Annotated in this window: 19 protein-coding genes; 12 read left to right on the forward strand and 7 right to left on the reverse strand. The window is 61.4% G+C overall.

The features are described from left to right. The first annotated feature begins 144 nt into the window (after positions 1 to 144). The 4 genes from LPB73_RS05140 to LPB73_RS05155 all read left to right on the forward strand — a co-directional run bounded on the left by LPB73_RS05140 (position 145) and on the right by LPB73_RS05155 (position 5959). On the forward strand, positions 145 to 1413 hold the full coding sequence (locus tag LPB73_RS05140) for an allantoate amidohydrolase (RefSeq protein ID WP_231079832.1): 1269 nt from the start codon (positions 145 to 147) through the stop codon (positions 1411 to 1413). Positions 1414 to 1417: 4 nt separating this feature from the next. Further along, positions 1418 to 2293: a dihydrodipicolinate synthase family protein gene (locus LPB73_RS05145; protein WP_231079833.1), complete on the forward strand. Its 876-nt coding sequence runs from the start codon at positions 1418 to 1420 to the stop codon at positions 2291 to 2293. Between the two features lie 150 nt (positions 2294 to 2443). Further along, positions 2444 to 4771 carry a xanthine dehydrogenase family protein molybdopterin-binding subunit gene (locus tag LPB73_RS05150; protein WP_231079834.1) on the forward strand — a complete coding sequence of 776 codons (2328 nt, stop codon included), beginning with the start codon at positions 2444 to 2446 and terminating at the stop codon, positions 4769 to 4771. A 120-nt stretch (positions 4772 to 4891) separates the two neighbouring features. Then, on the forward strand, positions 4892 to 5959 hold the full coding sequence (locus LPB73_RS05155) for an alcohol dehydrogenase (RefSeq protein ID WP_093756673.1): 1068 nt from the start codon (positions 4892 to 4894) through the stop codon (positions 5957 to 5959). A gap of 67 nt (positions 5960 to 6026) precedes the next feature. Here LPB73_RS05155 and LPB73_RS05160 read toward each other — a convergent pair whose 3' ends face one another. From LPB73_RS05160 to LPB73_RS05170, 3 genes are all read right to left on the reverse strand, one after another. Continuing rightward, positions 6027 to 7349, reverse strand: coding sequence for a dicarboxylate/amino acid:cation symporter (locus LPB73_RS05160; protein ID WP_120291465.1), 1323 nt, complete (start codon positions 7347 to 7349; stop codon positions 6027 to 6029). 163 nt (positions 7350 to 7512) lie between these two features. After that, positions 7513 to 7884: a helix-turn-helix domain-containing protein gene (locus LPB73_RS05165; protein ID WP_089265251.1), complete on the reverse strand. Its 372-nt coding sequence runs from the start codon at positions 7882 to 7884 to the stop codon at positions 7513 to 7515. A gap of 621 nt (positions 7885 to 8505) precedes the next feature. Continuing rightward, positions 8506 to 9762, reverse strand: a complete 1257-nt coding sequence (locus LPB73_RS05170) for a serine hydrolase domain-containing protein (RefSeq protein WP_231079835.1) — start codon at positions 9760 to 9762, stop codon at positions 8506 to 8508. 152 nt (positions 9763 to 9914) lie between these two features. Between LPB73_RS05170 and LPB73_RS05175 the strand changes: the two genes are divergently transcribed. Beyond that, a complete protein-coding gene (locus LPB73_RS05175) occupies positions 9915 to 10826 on the forward strand; it encodes an intradiol ring-cleavage dioxygenase (RefSeq protein WP_231079836.1) in 912 nt (303 codons plus the stop codon). A 27-nt stretch (positions 10827 to 10853) separates the two neighbouring features. Here LPB73_RS05175 and LPB73_RS05180 read toward each other — a convergent pair whose 3' ends face one another. Then, positions 10854 to 11369, reverse strand: coding sequence for a hypothetical protein (locus tag LPB73_RS05180; protein ID WP_231079837.1), 516 nt, complete (start codon positions 11367 to 11369; stop codon positions 10854 to 10856). 415 nt (positions 11370 to 11784) lie between these two features. Between LPB73_RS05180 and LPB73_RS05185 the strand changes: the two genes are divergently transcribed. The 7 genes from LPB73_RS05185 to LPB73_RS05215 all read left to right on the forward strand — a co-directional run bounded on the left by LPB73_RS05185 (position 11785) and on the right by LPB73_RS05215 (position 19814). Next, the gene (locus LPB73_RS05185; RefSeq protein WP_231079838.1) at positions 11785 to 13101 is read left to right on the forward strand and encodes a CmpA/NrtA family ABC transporter substrate-binding protein; all 1317 of its coding nucleotides are present in this window, start codon (positions 11785 to 11787) and stop codon (positions 13099 to 13101) included. A 51-nt stretch (positions 13102 to 13152) separates the two neighbouring features. Then, entirely contained in the window at positions 13153 to 14046 is an 894-nt protein-coding gene (ntrB, locus tag LPB73_RS05190) for a nitrate ABC transporter permease (protein ID WP_231079839.1), read from the forward strand. A 27-nt stretch (positions 14047 to 14073) separates the two neighbouring features. Beyond that, entirely contained in the window at positions 14074 to 14868 is a 795-nt protein-coding gene (locus LPB73_RS05195; RefSeq protein WP_231079840.1) for an ABC transporter ATP-binding protein, read from the forward strand. A gap of 74 nt (positions 14869 to 14942) precedes the next feature. Continuing rightward, positions 14943 to 15368: a globin family protein gene (locus tag LPB73_RS05200; RefSeq protein ID WP_089265244.1), complete on the forward strand. Its 426-nt coding sequence runs from the start codon at positions 14943 to 14945 to the stop codon at positions 15366 to 15368. A gap of 85 nt (positions 15369 to 15453) precedes the next feature. Further along, positions 15454 to 15879, forward strand: coding sequence for a globin family protein (locus LPB73_RS05205; protein WP_231079841.1), 426 nt, complete (start codon positions 15454 to 15456; stop codon positions 15877 to 15879). A 9-nt stretch (positions 15880 to 15888) separates the two neighbouring features. Continuing rightward, positions 15889 to 17106 carry an NAD(P)/FAD-dependent oxidoreductase gene (locus LPB73_RS05210; RefSeq protein ID WP_231079842.1) on the forward strand — a complete coding sequence of 406 codons (1218 nt, stop codon included), beginning with the start codon at positions 15889 to 15891 and terminating at the stop codon, positions 17104 to 17106. After that, the gene (locus tag LPB73_RS05215) at positions 17106 to 19814 is read left to right on the forward strand and encodes a nitrate reductase (RefSeq protein WP_231079843.1); all 2709 of its coding nucleotides are present in this window, start codon (positions 17106 to 17108) and stop codon (positions 19812 to 19814) included. The genes LPB73_RS05210 and LPB73_RS05215 overlap by 1 nt, the downstream gene beginning before the upstream one ends. 122 nt (positions 19815 to 19936) lie before the next feature. Here LPB73_RS05215 and LPB73_RS05220 read toward each other — a convergent pair whose 3' ends face one another. Genes LPB73_RS05220 through LPB73_RS05230 form a run of 3 tightly spaced genes read right to left on the reverse strand, consistent with a single transcriptional unit; the run spans position 19937 to position 23030 of the window. Then, a complete protein-coding gene (locus LPB73_RS05220; protein WP_172980293.1) occupies positions 19937 to 20749 on the reverse strand; it encodes a carbohydrate ABC transporter permease in 813 nt (270 codons plus the stop codon). A gap of 2 nt (positions 20750 to 20751) precedes the next feature. Beyond that, the gene (locus tag LPB73_RS05225; RefSeq protein ID WP_231079844.1) at positions 20752 to 21711 is read right to left on the reverse strand and encodes a carbohydrate ABC transporter permease; all 960 of its coding nucleotides are present in this window, start codon (positions 21709 to 21711) and stop codon (positions 20752 to 20754) included. After that, positions 21708 to 23030: an ABC transporter substrate-binding protein gene (locus LPB73_RS05230; protein WP_231079845.1), complete on the reverse strand. Its 1323-nt coding sequence runs from the start codon at positions 23028 to 23030 to the stop codon at positions 21708 to 21710. The genes LPB73_RS05225 and LPB73_RS05230 overlap by 4 nt, the downstream gene beginning before the upstream one ends. Between the last annotated feature and the right edge of the window lie 145 nt (positions 23031 to 23175).

Genomic DNA, 23175 nt, shown 5'->3' on the forward strand with positions numbered 1-23175 from the left:
AGGGGGCTCCTGTCGTCGGCGCGTCGAAATCTGCTAGTTTCCCGCGAGGCTAGGCGCGGATTCGCTTTGGCCCGCTGGCCGCACTAGTATTGACGATCTAAATCGTTCAAGTCCCAGCCGGGTCTGTGGTCTGAACAAAGAAGCATGATTGCGATGGAAGAGAAAGTCGTCGGAGCTTCCGGCCAATCGCTCGGCGGCGAGATCGTCGAACGCATCAACGCGCTGGCTGCTATTTCGGAAGCGCCGGACAACATAACGCGAATATTCCTTACACCGGAACATCGTGCTGCCGCCGAACTGATCATCGGATGGATGCAGGCAGCCGGCATGCGGGCGCGTATCGATGCGATCGGGAATGTCTGCGGACGCTATGAAGGCGACCGGCCCGGTCTGCCGTGCCTGATGCTGGGCTCACATTACGACACCGTGCGCGATGCCGGCCGCTGGGACGGACCGCTCGGGATCATCACGGCGATTTCCTGCGTTAGCGATCTCAATCGCCGTGGTCTGCGTCTGCCATTCGCCATCGAGATCGCCGCCTTCGCCGACGAGGAGGGCGTGCGCTTCGCCTCGACGCTGCTCGGCAGCCGCGCGGTGGCCGGGACGTTTGTCGAGAGCGTACTCGGCGGCCGCGACAAAGCGGGCATTTCGATGCGCGAGGCGATGATCACCTTCGGCCTCGATCCCGATCACGTCGGCGCCGCAGCGCGCGCGCCCGGCGAATTGCTGGCCTATCTCGAATTGCATATCGAGCAGGGGCCCGTGCTTGAAGCGCAGAAGCTTCCGGTAGGGGTCGTGACTGCCATTTCGGGTGCGACGCGGCTTGCTGTCGAGTTGCACGGCATGGCCGGTCATGCCGGCACGGTGCCGATGGCGATGCGACGCGATGCACTGGTGGGCGCTGCCGAATGTATCGTTGCGATCGAGGAGTTCTGCCAGTCGGACCGCGGCGGCCTTGTCGGCACCGTGGGTTATATCAATGCGATGCCGGGGGCGACCAATGTCATTCCCGGGCTGGTATCGTTCACCATGGATATCCGATCGCCGAAGGATTCCTATCGCAAGCTCGCCATCACCGACATGGTGCGCGAGATCGAGTCGATCGCCAAAGCGCGCAAGCTCGATCTGCAGATCAACATCACCCATGAGAATCGCACGGTGCCTTGTGCGCCCTGGCTGCAGAAGCAGATCGCCGATGCAATTACTGCCGAGGGTTATCGCGCGTTCGAGCTGCCGAGCGGCGCCGGCCACGATGGCATGGCGATGACCGATATTGCCGATGTGGCGATGCTGTTCGTGCGCTGTCGCGGCGGCATCAGCCACAATCCTGCCGAGCATGTCGAGGATGCGGATGTCGAGGTCGGTGCGCGTGTGCTGCTGCGCGTGATCGAGAATTTCCAGCCGAAGGCCTGATGCGATGGCAGATTTCCACGGCGTGTTTCCCTATCTCGTCTCGCCCGCCGACGACGAGGGGCGTATCCGCACCGATGTGCTGGGCCGCTTGTGCGATGATCTCATCACTTCAGGTGTGCATGGCCTGACGCCGCTCGGCTCGACCGGCGAATTCGCCTATCTCAATCGCGAGCAGCGCAGGACGGTGGTGCAGGCCACGATCGATGCGGCAGGCGGGCGCGTGCCGGTGGTGGCGGGCGTGGCCTCGACCTCGACGGTGGATGCGGTGGCGCAGGCTAAGTCGTATCAGAAGCTCGGTGCTAACGGCATCCTGGCCATTCTCGAAGCGTATTTCCCGCTCAAGGATGCGCAGATCGAATCCTATTTCCGCGCCATCGCCGATGCCGTCGATATTCCCGTGGTGATCTATACCAATCCGCAATTCCAGCGTTCGGATCTGACGCTCGACGTTGTGGCGCGGCTCGCCGAACATCCGCGCATTCAGTATATCAAGGATGCCTCCACCAATACCGGCCGGCTGTTGTCGATCATCAACCGCTGCGGCGACAAACTGAAAGTGTTTGCCGCCTCGGCGCATATTCCATCAGCCGTCATGCTGATCGGCGGCGTTGGCTGGATGGCGGGACCTGCCTGCGTCGTGCCGAAGCAGAGCGTCGAACTCTACAATCTCTGCAAGGCGCATCGCTGGGACGAGGCCATGGTCCTGCAACGGCGGATGTGGCGGCTCAACGAGGCCTTTGCGCGCTATAATCTGGCGGCCTGCATCAAGACAGGCCTCGCGATCCAGGGCTATGACGTCGGCGACCCCGTGGCGCCCCAGCCGGCTTTGACCGCGGACGAGCGCAAGGTGATCGAGGCCGTTTTGCAGGATGTCGGCTGATCGATGTCGTTGCCGCCAGACGCGCAAACGAGCAGCGCTCATGCACATTCTGTCGCTCAGCCTTGTGCGGCTGGCCTGTTGGCTCACGCGGTCTTTCTGGGCTAGAAACCATACAGCCCGCCCGTAAGGCTCGCCATTGAAGGACGTCTGATGAACATTCTGCCCGGCAATCTGCGCTTCGGCGCCGGTCTTTCTCCCAAGCGCCTTGAAGATCAAAGACTTCTCACCGGGCAGGGCAAATTCATCGACGACAAGCCGGAAGACGGCGCGCTGTGGCTGCATCTGCTGCGCTCGCCGCATGCCCATGCGAAGATCACCGCGATTGACGTGGCCGCCGCCAAGGCGATGCCCGGTGTCGAGGCGATCTACACCGGCGCGGATCTCGTGGCCGACGATGTCGGCACGCTGCCGACGCTGCCGATCTTCAAGCGTCCTGACGGCTCCGCAGCGACCTTTCCGCCGCGCCGGCTGCTCGCGCATGAGGTCGTGCGGTTCGCCGGCGAAGCAGTGGCTTCGATCGTCGCCACGTCGCGCGCCGCTGCCCAGCTCGCGGCCGAGGCGATCGACATCAGCTATGACGTCCTGCCGGCGGTGGTCGATCCCGTCGAGGCGATGAAGCCCGGTGCGGCGGTGGTCTGGCCGGATGCGCCGGACAATATTGTCGCGGCCACCAGCTATGGCGATCCTGCCAAGGTGGAGGCTGCTTTTGCCGCTGCCAAGCATACGGTGTCGCTGGACATCGTGAGTCAGCGTCTCGTGCCATCGGCCATGGAGCCGCGCTCGACCATCGCTGAAGTCGACAAGAAGTCCGGCAAGCTGACCCTGTACGTGCAGTCGCAGACCCCGGCATCAACCCGCGATATCCTTGCCGACGCGGTGCTCAAGCGTCCGAAGGAATCGATCCGCGTGGTGGTGGGCGATATCGGCGGCGGTTTCGGCCAGAAGACGAGCCTGTATCCGGAAGACGGCGTCGTCGCCTATGTAGCCGTGAAGCTGAACAAGACGATCCGCTGGCGCGGCGATCGCACGGACGAATTCGTTGGCGGGACGCATGGCCGCGATCTGACCTCGACGGCAGAACTCGCGCTCGATGCCAAAGGTCGGATCTTGGCGTATCGCGTCCGTTCGATCGGCGGCACTGGTGCCTATATGTCGGCGACCGCTGTCATCATTCCGTTGGTGTTGGGACCGTTCGTGCAGACCGGCGTCTACGACCTGCAGAACGTGCATTACGATATCAAGGCGGTCATCACGAACACCGCGCCGGTGGGCGCCTATCGCGGTGCCGGACGTCCGGAAGCCGTTTTCATCATCGAGCGTCTGATGGATGCCGCCGCACGGCAGATGGGCATGGATCCGCGCGCCATCCGCAAGGTGAATTACATCAAGCCGACGCAGTTTCCTTACAAGAACGCCGTCGGTCAGACCTATGACAGCGGCGCCTTCGCGCACATGCTCGACCGCGCCACCGAATTGTCGGATTGGGACGGCTTCGCCGCGCGCAAGAAGGCGGCGAAGAAGAAAGGTCTGCTCTACGGCCGCGGGCTCACCAGCTACATCGAATGGACTGGCGGTCCGGGCACCACCGAGAAGGTTCGCCTGCGCGCCACGGCCAATGGCCGCGTCATCCTGCATTCCGGCACCATGGCAATGGGGCAGGGCCTGCAGACCGCCTATTCGCAGCTCGTCTCTGAAGCGCTCGGCATCGGCATCGACAAGATCGATGTGATCCAGGGCGATACCGACGTCATCGTCGGCATGGGTAGTGTCGGTTCGCGTTCGCTGTTCGTTGGCGGCACTGCCGCGGTGGTGTCGGCCGCCGACATGATCGCCAAGGCACGCGAGAAGGCGGCCAACATGCTCGAAGCCTCGGTGGAGGACATCGAGTATTCCGCGGGCTTCCTCACCGTCGTCGGCACCGACAAGCGCGTCGGCCTGTTCGAAATCGCGAAGGCCGAAGACGGCGAGCAGCTTAGCGTCGAGTCCACCGGCGTGGCGGACGGCCCGACCTGGCCGAACGGAACGCATATCTGCGAGGTCGAGATCGATCCGGAGACCGGCATCACCAATGTCGTTCGTTACACCACGGTCGACGATGTCGGCGTGGCGGTGAATCCGATGCTGGTGACCGGCCAGATCCACGGCGGCGTGGCGCAGGGCATCGGCCAGGCGCTGTTCGAGAACGTTCATTACGACGAGGATGGCCAGCTCATCACGGCCAGCTATCAGGACTATTGCATTCCGCGCGCGGGTGACCTGCCACCCCTGTCAGTGACATTGGATGGTTCGGCACCCTGCGTCACCAACCCGATCGGCTCGAAGGGCTGCGGAGAATCCGGCGCGATCGGTGGTCCGCCCTGCATCGTCAATGGCGTGCTGGATGCTCTGCAACCACTGGGCATCACGCAGCTCAATACGCCGCTGTCGCCCATCAAGGTATGGGAAGCGATCAGGAGCGCAAGCGCAGCGCATGGCTGAGACCCTGCAGGATGGGTAGAGCGTCGTCGCGAAACCCATCATGATCGGGTTCTATGCGATGGGTTTCGCTTCTACCCATCCTGCGGATAACAAGAAACTTCAACCGGGAGAGAAAACACAATGAAGAGCTTTAAGGTTCTCGAATTCAACGAACCGCTCGGCGAGGTCGACGAGCAGACCCCGCAGCCGACCGGCACGCAGGTGCTGATCCGCGTGAAGGCTGCTGGCGTCTGCCATAGCGACCTGCACATCTGGGAAGGCGGCTATGAACTCGGTCATGGCCGCAAGAAGCTGTCGCTGAAGGATCGCGGCATCACGCTGCCGCGCACCATGGGTCACGAGACCGTCGGCGAAGTCATTGCCTTCGGTCCGGATGCGCAGCAGGAAGCCGGCGGCGTCAAGATCGGCGATATCGCGCTGGCCTATCCGTGGATCGGCTGCGGCAAATGTGCGGTCTGTCTCGCCGGTGACGAGAATCTCTGCCTCGCGCCGCGCTGCCTCGGCGTACATTGCGACGGTGGTTACTCCGATCACCTTTTGGTGCCGCATCCGCGCTACCTGATCGACCTCAAGGGCATGGATCCGGTCATCGCCGCGCCTTACGCCTGCTCGGGCGTCACCACCTATAGCGCGCTGAAGAAGATCGAGAGTGATCTCGGCAATCCCATCGTGATCTTCGGCGCCGGTGGCCTCGGCCTGATGGCGCTTGAACTGTTGAAGGCGATGGGCGGCAAGGGCGCCATCGTTGTCGATATCGATGCGCGAAAGCGCGAGGCGGCGATCAAGGCCGGCGCTCTGGCGGCCGTGGACGGCAATGCGCCCGACGCGCTTGAGCAGCTTGCCAAGGCCGCCGGTCAGCCGATCCTGTCGGTGATCGATCTGGTCGGCACTCCGTCGACGACGCAGCTCGGCTTTGACGTGCTCTCCAAGGGCGGCAAGTTGATCATGGTCGGCCTGTTCGGTGGCGGCGCCACCTGGGCGCTGCCGCTGATAGCCATGAAGGCACTCACCATCCAGGGCAGCTATGTCGGCAATCTCCGCGAGACCAAGGAACTGTTGGAGCTGGTGCGCACCAAGAAGGTGCAGCCGATCCCGACGAGCCCGATGCCGCTTGCAAAGGCCAATGCGGCGCTGAACGATCTGAAAGACGGCAAGCTGGTCGGCCGCGCGATCCTCACGCCGGCGTAAGGTTGAAGCATTCGTTCCGATATCGAGAAGCGGCCTTCGGGCCGCTTCTTTTTTGTCCCGAAGGCAATTAGCCGGCCGTTACATCCACGAGCTCTTCACCATCCAACACACGCTTCGCCTTGGCATGGTCGAGATCGCCTTCCCATGCGCCGACCACGACGGTGGCAACGCAGTTGCCGATCAGGTTGCCGAGCGCGCGGGCCATGCCGATGAACCAGTCTACCGACAGCACCAGCACGAGACCGATGGCAGGAATGCTCGGCACGGCATTCAGCGTCGCGGCGAGGATCACGATCGCTGAGCCCGGTACGCCGTGGGCGCCCTTCGACGTCACCAGCGAGACGCCCAGCACCAGCATCAGATCGCCGAAGGACAGCGGTGTATTCGTGGCCTGCGCGATGAACACCACGGCCAGCGTCAGATAGATCGAGAACGCATCGAGATTGAACGAGTAGCCTGTCGGGATCACGAGGCCGACCACGTTGTCCTTGACGCCGAGCCGTTCGAGCTTGCGCATGATCTGTGGCAGCACCGCATCCGAGGACGCGGTGGCGAGCACGATGGTGAGTTCCTCGCGCAGGTAGTTCAGGAATTTGATGATGTTGAGTCCGGCCAGCGCCATGACGCCGCCGAGTACGCCGAACACGAAGATCGCCACCGAGACATAGAACAGCACCACCAGCGAGACGAGTTGCTTCAGCGATCCGACACCGTAGCGTCCGACCGTATAGGCGACAGCGCCGAGCACGCCGATCGGGGCGAGGCGAACGATCAATCCCATGGCGCGGAACAGAACGGTCGATACGGCTTCGATGAAGCTCGAAATCCGCTCGCCCTTCTCGCCGCCGACCAGCGCCAGGCTGGTGCCGAAGAGGATGGCGAAGAACAGCACCTGCAACACGTCGTTGCGCGCCAGAGCGTCGAACGAGGTGGTCGGAATGATGTTGAGCAGGAAGCTGCCGATGCCGCCGCCCTGCAGCTTGTGAGCGTTGTCGGCGACCGTCGTGAGTGCCTTGCCGTCGAGCGAGGCCGGATTGATGTTCATACCGTGGCCCGGGCCGAACAGATAGGCCAGCACCAGGCCGACAACGAGCGCCAGCGTGGTCATGGCCTCGAAATAGATCAGCGCCTTGACGCCAACCCTGCCGACCTTCTTGAGGTCGCCGGCACCCGCAATGCCATGCACCACCACACAGAACACGATGGGGGCCACAATCATGGAGATGAGTTTGAGGAAGGCGTCGCTGAAGACCTTCAGGCCGACGGCGAAGTCCGGCACGGCGATGCCAAGGACGATGCCGAGCAGCAGGGCGACGAGCACCTGCACGAAGAGCGACTGATAGAGAGGCTTGCGGATTGGTTCGACGGCGGTAATCGTAGCTGTAGACATGGTTCGCTCCCCCTGAGGTTCACGAATATTCCAGCAACAACCGTGCCACCGCTAGGTGCAGATGTGTAAAATCTCGCCGCGGTTACGGCGAGTTCTTTTCGTGTTGAGGGGGATTGAAATCGAGCCGATCAGCGGCCGGGTCGCTCCGGCGGCCATGCGACGATTACTTCTCTTCGTCAGCGATCGCTTCCATCAGGACGACCATCTGGCGCTGGACCGTCTGGCTCTTGATGCGGCTGTAGGCACGAAGCAAGCGGAGGCTGAAAGCGCTATCGAGGAACAGCAAGCTTTCCACTTCGCGGCTCTTGCCATCGCCATCGTAGAAGAAGGTGACCGGCACATCGAGCGCCGTCGCAATCTGCTGAAGACGCGCAGCGCCAACGCGATTGACACCTTTCTCGTACTTCTGAACCTGCTGGAAGCTGACGCCCAGCTTTTCGCCTAAATCCGCCTGCGAAATTTTCTGCTCAACACGACGCAGACGGATCCTCTTGCCCATCTCAATGTCGGGTTTGCCGGCGCTACGTTGCTTCATTCGTCACCATTCAGTTTGTTTGAATAAGGGAGTTTGGTTTTATTTTCTTGTTAGAGCTTCTTAGCCCGAGAGCCCTTAAAGCTAACTTTCAAAGGCATCTCTGTTATACACATCGTCATGACGATTGGGATGGCTGAAATCGTCGCGATACTCGAATTGATCGACACGTAATCGCGAGGGTCATCCAATCGTACAAAAAACCTTGCGGTATTCTGTTGCTACTTCGCATTTTCTTGCAAAACTTCCAACGAATACCGGAACTCAATTTCTATCGATACGGGCCTTGCAGCGGAAGCGAAAGTACAAGTTGGTCATCATGCTATACACATGTGACTTGCCTGACGCACGCAGGATAACTGAGAGTCGTTCGCATTCGTAAGCTGCAAATCTCTGGCATGCAGCATTCCATGCGATTTCCAGCTGCAATTTCGCACTTTACGATCTCCTGTGTAGCACCGACGTAATATCACAATTCCGTGGGTGGTTGTTGCTACGTCCCACGCGCACCGGAAGTTTCATTCCAAATTCTCACTGAGAGAGAATTTCATTTGATTCGTGCTGAGCGCGACCGGTGCCTGGTGGTGCGCTCCGACTGAGCAATATTGATCATACCGTTCGTTACTAAACATTGCTGTCGGTAATCGCGGAGTAGATCATGGTACGCAGCTCGCGCCGGATCGGATAGGCGCTCGATGGCAACAGTTGCGTCATAAAGATTGCGATCAGCTGTTCGGCCGGATCTATCCAGAATGCCGTGCTCGCCGCGCCGCCCCATGCATACTCACCGGCGCTGCCGGGGATCATGGTCTTGGCCGGATTCATCGTCACCGAAAATCCGAGTCCGAAGCCGATGCCGGCATAGCTCGCTTCGCTAAACATCGACTTCGACATTTCGGTGAGATCGCGGCCGCCGGGCAGGTGGTTGCTGGTCATCAATGCGATGGTCTTTGGGGACAGCAAGCGCACGTCGCCAAGCGCGCCGCCATTGAGCAGTGCGCGGCAGAAGGTGAGATAGTCAGCGGTCGTCGAACACAGGCCGCCTCCGCCGGAGATCATCGACGGCGGGGACAAGAATGAACTCGTCGCGGGATCGTCCTGCAAAGTGAGACCGCCCTTGCCATCGGCGGCGTAGCAGGCGGCGAAGCGATGCGCCTTGTCGGAAGGCACAAAGAAGCTGGTGTCAGTCATGCCGAGCGGATTGAAGATGCGCTCCTGCAGAAATTGTTCGAACGGTTTCCCGCCGATCTTCTCGATGAGATAGCCGACCACATCGGTCGAGACCGAATAGTTCCACGCGTCGCCTGGCGAGAACTCCAGAGGGATTTTGGCGAGATCTGAAATCATTGACGCCAGCGTACCGGATTTCTCGACCTCGCCGATCTTGAGCGCACGATAGGCGGCATCGACATTGGTACGTTGCTGGAATCCGTATGTGAGTCCGGATGTGTGCCGTAGCAGGTCGATGATCTGCATCGGACGGGCCGGTGGCTTCGTCAGGAATGGTGCCGTCACGCCAGCCTGAAATACGCCGAGATTTGCCCATTCGGGAATATATTTATGAACGGGTTCATCGAGCGCGACACGCCCTTCCTCCACCAGCATCATGAAGGCGACTGTCGTGATCGGCTTGGTCATCGAATAGATGCGGAAGATCGTATCGTCCTTGACGGGGGCTTTGCGCTCCACATCGGCAAAGCCCTGCGCCGTGCTGTGCACGATCTCGCCGCGGCGATAGACCAGCAGCCGTGTGCCGGGCAAGCGGCCGGCATCGACATAGCGCTGCTTGAGATGCGCTTCGACGCGGGCCAGTGCCATGGTCGACATGCCGACCTGTTCGGGTGACGCAGACGAAGGGCTCAGACTTTGGGACGACGGCATTGCAACATCACTCCGATGTGTGGACGCGGCTCGTTTCTATGGATGAAAATCAGCGGTTGTCCATATGGGTTTGTAGCGCGGCGAGCTTACGTGAAGCTCTGTTTGGTGTATCCTTAAAGATGTAATCGCGTCGCGTTGCTCAGGATGGAATTATGACCCAATTCAATGACACTGAACTCACTGCGGCCGTCATCCAGAGTTTCGACAAGACGTCCGATCCGCGCACGAAATTCCTGCTGCAAGAACTCGTGAAGTCTTTGCACGACTATGTTCGCAAGACCGATCTCACCTTCGGTGAATGGGAAGTGGCGATCGACTTCCTGACCCGCACGGGCCAGAAATGCACGCCGATCCGGCAGGAGTTCATTTTGCTCTCTGACGTGCTGGGCGTCTCGATGCTGGTCGATGCCGTCAACCACAGGGAGCGTGAGGGGGCCACACAGACGACGGTGCTCGGACCGTTCTATGTCGGCGAGCATCCCGTCATGGCGCATGGCGCTGATATCTCTCCGGGCCTCACGGGTGAGCGCATGTTCGTGCAGAGCCGCGTCACCGATCTCGGTGGCAAGCCGCTGGCCGGCGTGCCCGTCGATATCTGGCATGCCGATGATGACGGTTTCTACGACTCGCAGAAGGCCAGCTATGCCACGCAGGGTCCTTCGTCGCGTGCGCGCTTCATCACCGACAGTGATGGCCGGCTGTTCTTCCGCACCATTCTGCCCTGCAGCTATCCGATCCCGACCGACGGACCGGTGGGCGATCTGGTGCTGAAAACGGGACGTCATCCAATGCGTCCGGCGCATGTGCACTTTCTCGTCGCGGCTCCCGGCTACGAACCGCTGATCACTCATGTCTTCATCGAGGGTGACGAATATCTCGACTCCGATGTCGTGTTCGGCGTGAAGGACGATCTGATCGCCACCGTCGAGAACCGCAGCGATGCCTTTATGCCTGATGGTCAGCCTGCCACGGGGCCGTGGCATCTGATGACCTATAATTTCCGGATGAAGCCGGGCGAGGGCACGGTGCCGCAGCCGATGATGCCGGAAAAGGCCGAGGCGTAAGCGATCCCAGCCATCTGCGATCTGCGGTCAGGTCGCGCTCCAGTCGCGTTGCGAGAGTTCCTGCAGCGACTCCAGGAAGAACTGATCGAACAGGAACGGTGTATCGCCGTGTGCGGCCGATGGCGCGATGAGGGTGACCATGCCTAACAGCGCGCGGCCGAGTTCGCCGATGCGCTCGGCAAAGGCCTCGAGCCCGCTGCGATCAGAACTCTCGACGACTGCGTGGAGTGCGCCTTTGGTTTGTGCGATCTGTAGATCGACATCGTCGACGACACGATCGAGAGCATCGATATCGACATCCACAGTGGCAGTGTTGTCTTTGGTCGGTATCAGCGCGTCCTCAAGGACAGCTTTTCGGAACATATGAAGTTGCCGTGCGACATCCTCGAAATGACCGAACGCTGCTGCTGCATTCGCTTCGAGATCGCTTTTGCCCTGAGACAGGATCGCCGCCGCGGAGACCACGGTCGCTGCCTTCAGGGTGCTGATTGCCTTTCGCAGCGACGAGAGGGCAGGTTCGGTGATCACCGAAATGGTCGGCATGAAGCGGTCCGTTCGTTAGAAATTGGACCCGGTTGATAGCACCGATCCACGGGCCGGCACGCCGACGAAGTGGGCAAAATAATACCTCATCATTCGCTGCCTATTCCGCGTGCGTCGCACAATAAATGAGCGTCCCGCAAATTTTCGATGCGCGTGGTTCTCCGCGCTGGTCTTGTTGCCTTTAGGTAAGTGACTGCAATTTATCGAAATTTCCATCAGGCAGCGGTTGGCACGAACTTTGAATAGTTCTTAGCGACGCCATTGTAGCCGTCACAATCAATCACCAGCCAGCATTGCCATCATGGGGCTTCCCCCAGACGCGCCGCTATGTCCGTACGCCTTCGACCGAGGTGCGCTGTGACGAGGGGCCGATGACGGTGCAGGCATCCGAGGCGCGAAAGGACGACAGCAGCACATGACGAAGTCAGAGACCAACAAGCCGGGCCGCAAGATCAGCCGCCGTCAGCTTCTGAAAGCCGGCGCGGGAACCGCTGCCTTGCTCGCGGCCGCCCGACTGAACTTCCCCGGCGGCGCTTTCGCGCAGGATGCCGGGCCCGAAGTGAAAGGCGCCAAGCTCGGCTTCATCGCATTAAGCGATGCCGGCCCGCTATTCGTCGCCAAGGACAAGGGCATGTTTGCCAAATACGGCATGCCCGATGTGGAAGTGTCGAAGCAGGCCTCGTGGGGCACGCTGCGCGACAACATGGTGCTCGGCTCCGAAGGCAACGGCATCGATGGCGCGCATATCCTGACGCCGATGCCCTACCTGATCTCGTCCGGCAAGGTCACCCAGAACAATCAGCCGACGCCGATGTATATCCTCGCGCGTCTCAATCTCGATGCGCAGTGCATTTCGGTCGGCAATGAATATGCCGATCTGAAGGTCGGCCTCGATGTCGCGCCGCTGAAAGCCGCGTTCGAGAAGAAGAAGGCTGCGGGCAAGTCGGTGAAGGTGGCGATGACCTTCCCAGGCGGCACGCATGACCTGTGGATCCGCTACTGGCTGGCCGCCGGCGGCATCGATCCCGACAAGGATGTCGAGACCATCACCGTGCCGCCGCCGCAGATGGTGGCGAATATGAAGGTCGGTACCATGGACGCGTTCTGCGTCGGTGAGCCGTGGCCCGGCCAGCTCGTGCACCAGAAGATCGGCTACACCGCGGTGAACACCGGCGAGATCTGGAACAAGCATCCGGAGAAGTCGCTCGGCATGCGCGCGGCCTGGGTCGACAAGAACCCGAAGGCGGCGAAGGCCATTACCATGGCCATCATGGAAGCCCAGCAGTGGGCCGACAAGATGGAGAACAAGGAAGAGCTCGCCACCATCATGGGCAAGCGGCAGTGGATCAACTGTCCGGTGGAGGACATCCTCGATCGCGCCCGCGGCAAGTTCGACTACGGCACCGGCAAGGTGGTCGAGAACTCGCCGCACATCATGAAGTACTGGAAGGACTTCGCGTCCTATCCGTTCCAGAGCCACGACCTCTGGTTCATGACCGAGGACATCCGCTGGGGCAAATACGAGCCCGGCTTCGACTCGAAGGCGCTGATCGCCAAGGTCAACCGCGAGGATATCTGGCGTGACGCGGCGAAGACCATGGGCGTCGCTGCCGCCGAAATCCCGACCTCGACCTCGCGCGGCAAGGAGACCTTCTTCGACGGTAAGGTCTTCGATCCCGAAAATCCGGCAGCCTACCTTAAGTCGCTCGCCATCAAGCGCGTCGAAGCCTGAGACACACGTTTGGGACCGATGCGGACTAGCTGAAATGACGGAGACAGTGCGATGAACATGCAAGCTATCAAGACGGAGCCGGCAACGGCACTGGCGAAGCCGCCGGTGGCGAGCGTCGCACTGTCTCCCAAGCAGCCGGTAAGTTTCGACAGATACGCCAAGATGGCGAAAGAGACAGCGGCGCGGGTCATCCCGCCGCTGATCGTCGTCCTCCTGCTCGGTGTGATGTGGGAGCTCTTGTGCCGGCGCACTGGCTCAACGCTCCCGCCGCCCTCGAAGGTCTACAAGGACACCAAGGAACTGATCTTCGATCCGTTCTTCGACCATGGTGGTCTGGACAAGGGGCTGTTCTGGCATATCTCGGCGAGTCTCCTGCGCGTGGCTTACGGCTACTCGCTCGCTGCCGTCGTCGGCATCGCGCTTGGCACGCTGGTCGGCCAGTCGGTCTGGGCCATGCGTGGTCTCGATCCGATCTTCCAAGTGTTGCGCACCATTCCGCCGCTGGCCTGGCTGCCGCTGGCACTCGCGGCCTTCCGGGATGGTCAGCCGTCGGCGATCTTCGTGATTTTCATCACCTCGATCTGGCCGATCATCATCAATACCGCGGTCGGCATTCGCAACATCCCGCAGGACTATCGCAACGTCGCCGCCGTCGTGCAGCTCAATCCGGTGGAATTTTTCTGGAAAGTCATGCTGCCGGCGGCTGCGCCCTATATTTTCACCGGTCTGCGCATTGGTATCGGCCTGTCATGGCTCGCAATCATCGCGGCTGAAATGCTGATCGGTGGCGTCGGCATCGGCTTCTTCATCTGGGACGCCTGGAATTCCTCGCATATGAGCGAGATCATTCTGGCGCTGTTCTACGTCGGCATCGTCGGCTTCGTGCTTGATCGCCTGATCGCCGCCCTCGGCAAGCTCGTCACCCACGGCACTTCAGTTAGCTAACAGCTGGGTCAGCTAAGGAGAGATATCATGAAGGCATATCTGAAGCTCGACCACGTCGACAAGGTGTTCACCCGCGGCAAGGTCTCGTCCGAAGTCTTGAAGGACATCAACCTCAGCCTCGGCAAGGGTGAGTATATCTCGATCATCGGCCATTCCGGTTGCGGCAAGTCGACGATGCTCAACATCATTGCCGGCCTGACACGTGCAACGATCGGCGGGGTGATCCTTGAGGATCGCGAAGTCAATTCGCCCGGGCCCGATCGCGCCGTCGTGTTCCAGAACCACAGTCTGCTGCCGTGGCTGACGGTTTATCAGAACGTCCGTCTTGGCGTGGACAAGGTGTTTGCCAAGACCAAGTCCCGCGCCGAGCGCGACGAATGGACGATGCACAATCTCAATCTCGTGCAGATGACGCATGCCAAGGACAAGCGCCCCTCGGAAATCTCCGGCGGCATGAAGCAGCGCGTCGGCATTGCCCGCGCGCTCGCGATGGAGCCGAAGGTTTTGCTGCTTGACGAGCCGTTCGGTGCATTGGACGCGCTGACCCGCGCGCATCTGCAGGACTCCGTGATGGCGCTGCATCAGAAGCTCGGCAACACCATCGTCATGATCACCCATGACGTGGACGAAGCCGTGCTGCTGTCGGACCGCATCGTGATGATGACCAACGGGCCATCAGCGACCATCGGCGAAGTGCTCGATGTGCCGCTCGCACGACCGCGTCAGCGTCTCGAACTGGCGAGTAACCCGGTCTATCTCGACTGCCGCAAGCGCGTGCTCGAATTCCTGTATGAGCGCCACAAGTTCGTCGAAGCCGCGTAAGCATCTTGTTACCTCTTGACTTCCGAGGATAAACCGAATGAATGCGGCTCAGACTTTCCGGATAGCTGCAAATCATGAGTCGTTCGATAGGCCTGACGCGCGAAGAAATCATGCGCGTGCAATCGTCATTCGATCAGATGTGGCCGAACTCCTCGGTCATGGTGGATCTGTTTTATGCCCGGCTGTTCGAGACATTGCCGGAAACGCGCCCGCTGTTTCGCGGCGACATGGCGCAGCTCAAGCACAAGTTCATCGCAACGCTTGCAGTGATCGTCGGCAGTCTCGACAATATCACAGGTCTGTTGTCGGTGATCGGCAAGCTCGCGAAAGACCATGTGCATTATGGCGTGGAAGCCGCGCACTACGAGTCTGTCGGCGAGGCACTGTTCTGGAGTCTGGGGCAGGGGCTTGGCGAGCGCTGGACGCCCGAGGTCGAAGCCTCGTGGCACAAGGTCTACAATTTCCTGGCGGCGCGCATGATTTCTGCGGCCTATCACTAGAACCGCATCGCATTTTATCGCGCGCTGAACATTTGCTCACGCGGCGCGACACACAAGCTCACCTTCCACTGCAAGGAGAGTTAGCATGAATGCGTCCGACGTCGCCCTGGTTCAGGATAGTTTCAAGAAAGTCGCGCCGATTTCCGATGTGGCTGCGGAATTGTTCTACGGCCGTCTCTTCGAGGTTGCTCCGCAAGTGAGACCGATGTTTCGCGGCGACATGAAGGAGCAGGGTCGCAAATTGATGGCGACGCTTGGCGTCGTCGTCATCGGCCTGACGCGACTCGAAACTGTATTGCCTGCAGCGAGCGCGCTCGCCAAGCAGCACGTGGCCTATGGCGTAAAGGCCGAACACTATCCGATCGTTGGCGGTGCGCTGCTGTGGACCCTGGAGAAGGGCCTCGGCGACGCCTGGACGCCCGAACTCGCAGCAGCCTGGACCGCGGCCTATGGCACGCTGTCCGGCTACATGATTTCTGAAGCCTACGGCACAGCGCAGGCGGCCGAGTAAGGATATGACGTGAGCGAGCCGCTGGTCATCATTGGTAACGGAATGGCAGCGGCTCGGCTTGTCGACGAGCTGGCGAAATGCGCGCTCGGTCGATACGCCATCGCCGTCATCGGAGACGAACCGCGGCTCGCCTACAATCGCGTGTTGCTGTCGTCGGTGCTGGCTGGTGAGGCAACATCCCAGGAGATCGAGCTGAAGCCCGCTGCCTGGTGGCGCGACCGCGGCGTCACGCTGAAATACGGCGCAACGGCGACCGCCATCGATATGGCCGCGCGCGAGGTCACGACATCCACCGGCAAACATGTGCCGTTCTCAAAACTCGTCATCGCCACCGGTTCATCTGCACTGCGTCTGCCGGTGCCCGGTGGTGATCTCAAGGGCGTGCATGTGTTCCGCGACAGCCGCGACGTGGACCTGCTGCTCGAACTCGCTGCGCAGAAGAAGCGTGTCGTCGTGGTCGGTGGCGGCCTGCTGGGTCTCGAAGCTGCCTATGGTCTCGCCAAGGCGGGCGCTGATGTCACACTGATCCATCTGATGGACCGGCTGATGGAACGCCAGCTCGATGCACCTGCAGCGAACCTCCTGAAAACGCTGGTCGAGCGCAAGGGCGTCAGGATTTTGCTCAATGCCAATACGGCGCGTATTCATGGCAGCGATTGTGTCGAGAGCGTCGAACTGGCCGATGGCCGCACGCTTGATGCGGATGCGGTGATCTTTGCGGCCGGTATCCGGCCCAACACGTCGCTCGCCAAGGAAGCGGAAATCCCGGTCAATCGCGGCATTGTCGTCAACGACCAGATGGCAACCGGCACCGACAACGTCTTCGCACTCGGCGAATGCGCCGAGCATCGCGGCACCTGCTATGGCCTCGTCGAACCCGCTTACGAACAGGCCAGGGTTTTGGCGCGCCATCTCGCGGGCAAGGCCGCTACCTATACGGGCAGTGTGCTCTCTACCAATCTCAAGGTCTCCGGCGTCAGCGTTTTCTCCGCTGGAGATTTCATGGCGGGCGAAGGCAGCGAGACGCTGCTGCTCAACGATGTCCGCCGTGGCACCTATAAGAAGCTGGTGATCGCAGATGGCGCGCTCACTGGCGCCGTGCTGGTCGGCGATACGCAGGATGCGCTGTGGTATCTCGAACTGATCCGCAGCGCCGCTGATATTTCCGATATCCGCGCCGAGATGATGTTCGGTCGCGCATTCGCCGTCCGCGCGGAGGCGGCGTGATGAACGCGGTCGATCCGCATTTGCACGCCACGCGCACCACATGCCCGTACTGCGGCGTCGGTTGCGGTGTGCTGGCGACGCCGGACGGCAACGGCGGCGCAGCGATTGCGGGCGATCCCGCGCATCCCGCCAATCTCGGCCGGCTCTGCTCGAAAGGATCGGCGCTCGGCGAAACGCTGAGCCTCGACGAGCGCCTGCTGCATCCGATGATGCGCGGCGACGACGGCGAGATGGTGCAGGTCGCCTGGGGCGATGCGCTGGATCATGTCGCCGAGGGATTTCGGAAGGTCGTCGCCGAACATGGCCCCGGTGCCGTGGCGTTTTATCTTTCCGGCCAGTTGCTGACCGAGGATTACTACGTCGCCAACAAGCTGATGAAGGGTTTTCTCGGCAGCGCCAATGTCGATACCAATTCGCGGCTCTGCATGGCGTCGTCCGTGGCTGGCCACAAGCGCGCGTTCGGCGCCGATACGGTGCCGGGGTGCTATGAGGATCTCGACCAGGCCGATCTGCTGGTGCTGGTTGGCTCCAATGCCGCCTGGTGCCACCCGGTGCTGTATCAGCGCATGCTGGCCAACAAGAACAACCGCGGCGCGCGCATCGTCGTGATCGATCCGCGCCGCACCGACACGGTTGGCGATGACGATCTGTTTCTCGGCCTGAAGCCCGGCACTGATACCGCGTTGTTCAGCGGGCTGTTCGCCTATCTTGCCGATAACGGGGCGCTCGATCGCAGCTATATCGATGGGCATACGTCAGGCTTTGACGACGCGCTGGCGCGGGCTAGAGCCATCGCCGGCAGTGTGGCGGCGACAGCAAAGGCGACCGGACTCGACGAGATCGATGTCGCGACCTTCTTTCAGATGTTCAAGGCGACGCCGCGTGTAGTCACGCTGTATTCGCAGGGCGTCAACCAGTCGGCGCAGGGCACCGACAAGGTCAATGCGATCCTCAACTGCCATCTGGCCACCGGCCGCATCGGTAAGCCCGGCGCGTCGCCGTTCTCGCTGACCGGCCAGCCGAATGCCATGGGCGGCCGCGAGGTCGGCGGCCTCGCCAATCAGCTTGCAGCCCATATGGGCTTCACGCCTGTCGATATCGACCGTGTGCGCCGCTTCTGGAAGGCGCCGCATATCGCCACCCATGAAGGCCTCAAGGCCGTGCAGATGTTCGAAGCCATCGGTCGCGGCGAGATTCGGGCGTTGTGGGTGATGGGCACCAATCCCGCGGTGTCGCTCCCGGATGCCGATGCCGTGCGCGCGGCGCTGAGCAAGCTCGATCTGTTCGTGGTGTCGGAGAATGTGCGCTCCAATGACACCGTGAATGCCGGTGCGCATGTGTTGCTGCCCGCACTGGCCTGGGGCGAGAAGTCCGGCACGGTGACGAATTCCGAACGCCGCGTGTCGCGGCAGCGCTCGTTTCTGCGCGCGCCTGGCGAGGCACGGCCGGACTGGTGGGCGCTGAGCGAAGTCGCCAAGCGCCTGGGTTATGGCGCGTCTTTTGCCTACACATCGGCTGCCGAGATTTTTCGCGAGCACGCGGCCCTTTCGGCCTTCGAGAACAATGGCAACCGCGATTTCGATATCGGCGGATTGATGAAGGTCTCGGATGAGGCCTTCGACACCATGGCCCCGGTGCAATGGCCGGTGCGCGAGGGGACCACGAAGCCGCAGGCGCGTTTCTTTGCCGATGGCCAATTCTACGCCAATGACCGGCGCGCGCGTTTCATCGCGCCGGAGGCGCCGGAGCTGCGCACGCAGGTGTCGATCGAGCGCCCGCTACGTTTGAACACTGGCCGCGTTCGCGATCAGTGGCACACGATGACGCGCACGGGTCTCAGCCCGCGGCTCGGCCAGCATATTCCGGAGCCCTTCGTCGAGATCCATCCCGACGATGCTGCGCAGTTCGCCGTCGTCGATGGCGGCCATGCGCGGCTGACCACCGATTATGGCGAATGCGTGCTGAAAGTCCTTGTCAGCGAACGCCAGCAGCGCGGCATGCTGTTCGCGCCAATCCACTGGAACGACGAGACCGCGGGCTTCGCGCGTGTCGGCGGGCTTGTCGCGCCGATCACCGACCCGTTCTCCGGTCAGCCCGAGAACAAGGCGACGCCGGTGGCGATCGCACCTGCGGTGTTTGCGCAGCGTGGCTTCGTGCTGTCGCGTAGTCCGCTGGAGATGCCGTTCGGTGTGCAATGGGCGCGTGTCGCGGTCACGGGCGGCGTCGGCTATCTGCTCTCGGACAATACCGATGTCGAGACCTGGCAGAATTGGCTGAAGCCGTTGCTGGGCGATGATGCCGCTGAATACGAAGACGCGGGCCAAGGTGTGTATCGCGCGGTGTCGTTCAAGGATGACCGTATCGAGACCTGTCTGTTCATCGGCCCGACGCAGGGGGCGCTCTCCTGGGACGCCGTGAAGGAATTGTTCGCCGCCGAGACCGTCAGCGACGACCAGCGCCGTACGCTGCTCTCTGGAAAGTCCGCAGATGGTGCTGCGAGTGCAGGACCCATCGTCTGTGCCTGCTTCGGCGTCGGCCGCAACACCATCTGCGACACAATTGCAGCAGGGGCTGGAACTGCCGCCGAGATCGGAACTAGGCTCAAAGCGGGCACCAATTGCGGCTCGTGTATACCGGAGCTGAAGCGCCTGATTGCCGCGAGCGAAACGGCACCGGATGAGCAGAGGAAGGTGGCGGCTGCGAATTGAGCGTGGGCCTTTCAGCCGTCATTGCGAGGAGCGAAGCGACGCGGCAATCCAGAGGGCCGCAAGCGAAGACTGGATTGCTTCGTCGCAAGGGCTCCTCGCAATGACGTGGAGGGGCCCTTGCGTCACTTCACCGCGCCCGCGGTCAGTCCGGCAACAATCTGCCTTTGTGCAAACATCGTCAGCAGCAGCACCGGCAGCGTGACGATGAGGGCGGCCGCCGCCAGCGGTCCCCAACTCAACTGATCGAACGAGATCATGTTGTAGACCGCGACCGGCAGTGTCCGCGTTTCCCGCCCCGCCAGCACGATGCCGAACACGAAATTGTTCCAGGAGAAAATCACCGAGAGGATGAAGGCAACGGCGATGCCGGAGCGCGCGATCGGCAGCGCGACGTGACGGAACACCTGCCAGCGGGTGGCACCGTCGATGATGGCGGATTCCTCGAGCTCCATCGGTGTCGTCTCGAAATAGCCGATCATGATCCAGATCACGATCGGCACTGTCACCACGAGGTGGATGATGATCTGCGGCCACAACGTGCCGAGCAGGCCGAGCCATTGGAACAGCAGGAATAGCGGGATCAGGTAGGACAGGCCGGGCGTGATGCGCGCGATGAGGATCACGATGGCGGATTTGCGCGCGCGCATGCGCGCGATGCCGTAACCGGCAGGCACGCCGATGATGAGAGCAAACAAGGTCGCCGAGCCGGTAACAATCAGCGTGTTGAAGAAATAGGTCATGAACCGCTTGGATTCGATGACGGCGGCGTAATTGCCCCAATTGATGCGGTCGGGGATGAAGACCGGCGGATAGGAGGCGTTGTCGATCTCGAATTTCAGTGACAGCGACAACATCCAGAGGAAGAACAGCACCGCCGGTGAGACGATGACGATGAAGGCGAAAGTCAGGCCGAGTTTGTTGAGAAAGTCCCGCATGATCAGGCACTGCCTCCGGCTTCGTTCCAGTGAGTGCGCTGGCGCAAATGCAAGAGCGCGCCGGCGAGCGCGACGATAAGCGCGAAGAATACGACCACGATCGCGGAGGCGTAGCCGACGTCGTAATAGACGAAAGCGACGCTGTAGAGATACAGGTTGATGGTTTCCGAGGCGCTGCCGGGGCCGCCTTGCGTGATCGCGAAGATGATGTCGAAACTCTTCACGGCGTCGATCATGCGGATCATCGCCGCGATGAACAGGAAGGGCATGATCATCGGCAGCGAGATGTATCGGAAGGTCTGCCACGGTGTCGCGCCGTCGATCTGGGCGCTTTCATAGGGCTCGGTCGGAATGGCGCTGAGGCCGCCGAGCACGATCAACATGACCAGCGGCGTCCATTGCCACGTCTCCACCAGCACCAGCGACGGGATCGCGGTGGCGGGATGGAACACCCAGAGCGATGGCGGCAGGCCGAACAGCGACAGCAGATAGTTCAGCACGCCGAGCTGCGGGTGGAACATCATCGTCCACACCAGTGCGATGGCAACCGGTGTCGCCATCATCGGCAGGATGAAGAGCCCGCGGAAGAAGCCGCGCAGTGGAAACTTGTTGTTGAAGATCACTGCCGCCAATGTGCCGAGGATCAGCGGCAGCGCGACTGACAGCGCCGTATAGACCAGGGTGTGCCCCACGGATTCCACGAAACGCGCATCGCTTGGCAGCCTGAGATAATTGGCGAAGCCGACGAAGGTCGGCGCTTGGCCGACCTTCCATTCGTGCAGGCTCATCCAGATCGTATAGACCCACGGGAAGATGATGACCGCCATGACGACGATCATCGCTGGAATCACGAACGGCCAATAGGAAATTGGCCGCCACTCGTTCTTCTTCGCAGTCGCCGTTTCGGCCGCGACCGTTGCGGTCGTTTTGGCGACTGCCTTTCCCGCTGTCAGTTCACTCACGATTTTTCGCTGCGCTCCAGAATCGGCCGGAACTGTTCGTGGGCTTTCTTCAGCTCGGTAGCCGGATCTGCGCCTGCCAGGGTCGCGGTGACGGCGGCACCGACAAGATCGCGGAATTCGGCGACGGGTACGATGACCGGCAGGCCGAGCTTGCTGATCTTGGCCGAGGCGATCACCGAATCCAGCCACTCCTGGTTCTTCACGCCCTTGCGCACCGTCTCGTCATTGAGGATCGAGTTGCGGAACGGCACGCCGCCGCCGCTCTGCAACAGCCGGGCGCCCATGGTCTTCGACACCGCCCACTGGCAATAGAGATAGGCGGCTTCCTTCTTGGTCGAGGTCTTGGCGATGCCGATGCCGTCGCCATAGGCGGCGGAGAATTGCCCTTTCGGTCCGGCGGGCACGACGGTGTAACCGATCTTGCCGACCACGCGCGACGCATTGGGATCCTCGATCGGCGGTGCCCAGCCGACGCCGTCGATCCACATGGCCGCGCGGCCCTGCGTCAGCGACGCCATCGACTCCATCCAGTTGAAGCCGGCGACGCCGGGAGGCGCCGTCTTGGTGAGGAGGCGTTGATACATCTTGGTCGCTTCGATCGCCTCGGGCCCATCGGTCAGGATGTTGCCCTTGGCGTCGAGAAATTCGCCGCCATAGTTCAGGAAGAAGTTGGTCCACAGCGTCATGTTGGCGTTGCGGAGCCCCCGGCCGGTGAAGCCGTAGATGCCGTTGGCGGGATCGTTGAGTTTTTCTGCAGCTACCGCCATCTCATCCATGGTCTTCGGAACTGCGACGCCCTTCTTGGCGAACATTTCCTTGTTGTAGTACAGGATGAAATAGTCGACCGACCACGGCAGCGAGTGCATCTCGCCCTTGTCGTTCTGGGCGAATTGCAGGCCGCCGGCGGAGAAGTCTTCCACCTTCAGGTCCGGCGCCGTCAGGTTCGGATCCTTCATGAAGCCGGTGAGATCGGCGAGCCAGCCGGCCTTTTCGAACTGGCGCTTCTGGACGTGGTAGCTGACATGCACGACGTCGAAGCTAGGCTTGCCGGAGGTGAGCTCGATCACGGCCTTCTGGCGCTGCTGTTGCTCCGGGATCACTTCGGATTCGACCTTGATGCCGGTCAGTTCCGTGAATTCGGAGGCGTATTTCTGCAGCAGTTCGCCGCGCGGACCCTTGATCAGATTGGCTTCAATCGTGGTGCCTGCGTACTTCTTCCAGGCGGGATCGGCGAAAGCTGGAATGCCGGTGAGGCCAAGCGCGCTGGTGGCGAGCGCCCCCTGCACAAAGGCACGACGTGTCGGGCCGTAAAGAGCCATGTGTCATCCTCCCTCGAGCCGCCTTGACCGGCGGTGATTTTATGGTCGCTCCCCGTGGACCGGAGATGCGCCTGAGGGATCGTAACACGATGGACTGGGGCGACAAGGCCACGCGTCGGGTTGTCAGACAACTTTGCACCCGTTG

Origin of the sequence: Tardiphaga sp. 37S4, assembly GCF_021044645.1 — a bacterium.
GTDB classification, from domain to species: Bacteria; Pseudomonadota; Alphaproteobacteria; order Rhizobiales; family Xanthobacteraceae; genus Tardiphaga; species Tardiphaga robiniae.

Excerpts from the sequence above, each read along its gene's own strand:
- ntrB (WP_231079839.1), top strand. The coding sequence starts at position 13,153 with ATGAACATGCAAGCTATCAAGACGGAGCCGGCAACGGCACTGGCGAAG.
- LPB73_RS05195 (WP_231079840.1), top strand. The coding sequence starts at position 14,074 with ATGAAGGCATATCTGAAGCTCGACCACGTCGACAAGGTGTTCACCCGC.
- LPB73_RS05215 (WP_231079843.1), top strand. The coding sequence starts at position 17,106 with ATGAACGCGGTCGATCCGCATTTGCACGCCACGCGCACCACATGCCCG.
- LPB73_RS05150 (WP_231079834.1), top strand. The coding sequence starts at position 2,444 with ATGAACATTCTGCCCGGCAATCTGCGCTTCGGCGCCGGTCTTTCTCCC.
- LPB73_RS05220 (WP_172980293.1), bottom strand. The coding sequence starts at position 20,749 with ATGCGGGACTTTCTCAACAAACTCGGCCTGACTTTCGCCTTCATCGTC.
- LPB73_RS05175 (WP_231079836.1), top strand. The coding sequence starts at position 9,915 with ATGACCCAATTCAATGACACTGAACTCACTGCGGCCGTCATCCAGAGT.
- LPB73_RS05140 (WP_231079832.1), top strand. The coding sequence starts at position 145 with ATGATTGCGATGGAAGAGAAAGTCGTCGGAGCTTCCGGCCAATCGCTC.
- LPB73_RS05165 (WP_089265251.1), bottom strand. The coding sequence starts at position 7,884 with ATGAAGCAACGTAGCGCCGGCAAACCCGACATTGAGATGGGCAAGAGG.
- LPB73_RS05185 (WP_231079838.1), top strand. The coding sequence starts at position 11,785 with ATGACGAAGTCAGAGACCAACAAGCCGGGCCGCAAGATCAGCCGCCGT.
- LPB73_RS05200 (WP_089265244.1), top strand. The coding sequence starts at position 14,943 with ATGAGTCGTTCGATAGGCCTGACGCGCGAAGAAATCATGCGCGTGCAA.
- LPB73_RS05205 (WP_231079841.1), top strand. The coding sequence starts at position 15,454 with ATGAATGCGTCCGACGTCGCCCTGGTTCAGGATAGTTTCAAGAAAGTC.
- LPB73_RS05160 (WP_120291465.1), bottom strand. The coding sequence starts at position 7,349 with ATGTCTACAGCTACGATTACCGCCGTCGAACCAATCCGCAAGCCTCTC.
- LPB73_RS05155 (WP_093756673.1), top strand. The coding sequence starts at position 4,892 with ATGAAGAGCTTTAAGGTTCTCGAATTCAACGAACCGCTCGGCGAGGTC.
- LPB73_RS05230 (WP_231079845.1), bottom strand. The coding sequence starts at position 23,030 with ATGGCTCTTTACGGCCCGACACGTCGTGCCTTTGTGCAGGGGGCGCTC.
- LPB73_RS05170 (WP_231079835.1), bottom strand. The coding sequence starts at position 9,762 with ATGCCGTCGTCCCAAAGTCTGAGCCCTTCGTCTGCGTCACCCGAACAG.
- LPB73_RS05180 (WP_231079837.1), bottom strand. The coding sequence starts at position 11,369 with ATGCCGACCATTTCGGTGATCACCGAACCTGCCCTCTCGTCGCTGCGA.
- LPB73_RS05145 (WP_231079833.1), top strand. The coding sequence starts at position 1,418 with ATGGCAGATTTCCACGGCGTGTTTCCCTATCTCGTCTCGCCCGCCGAC.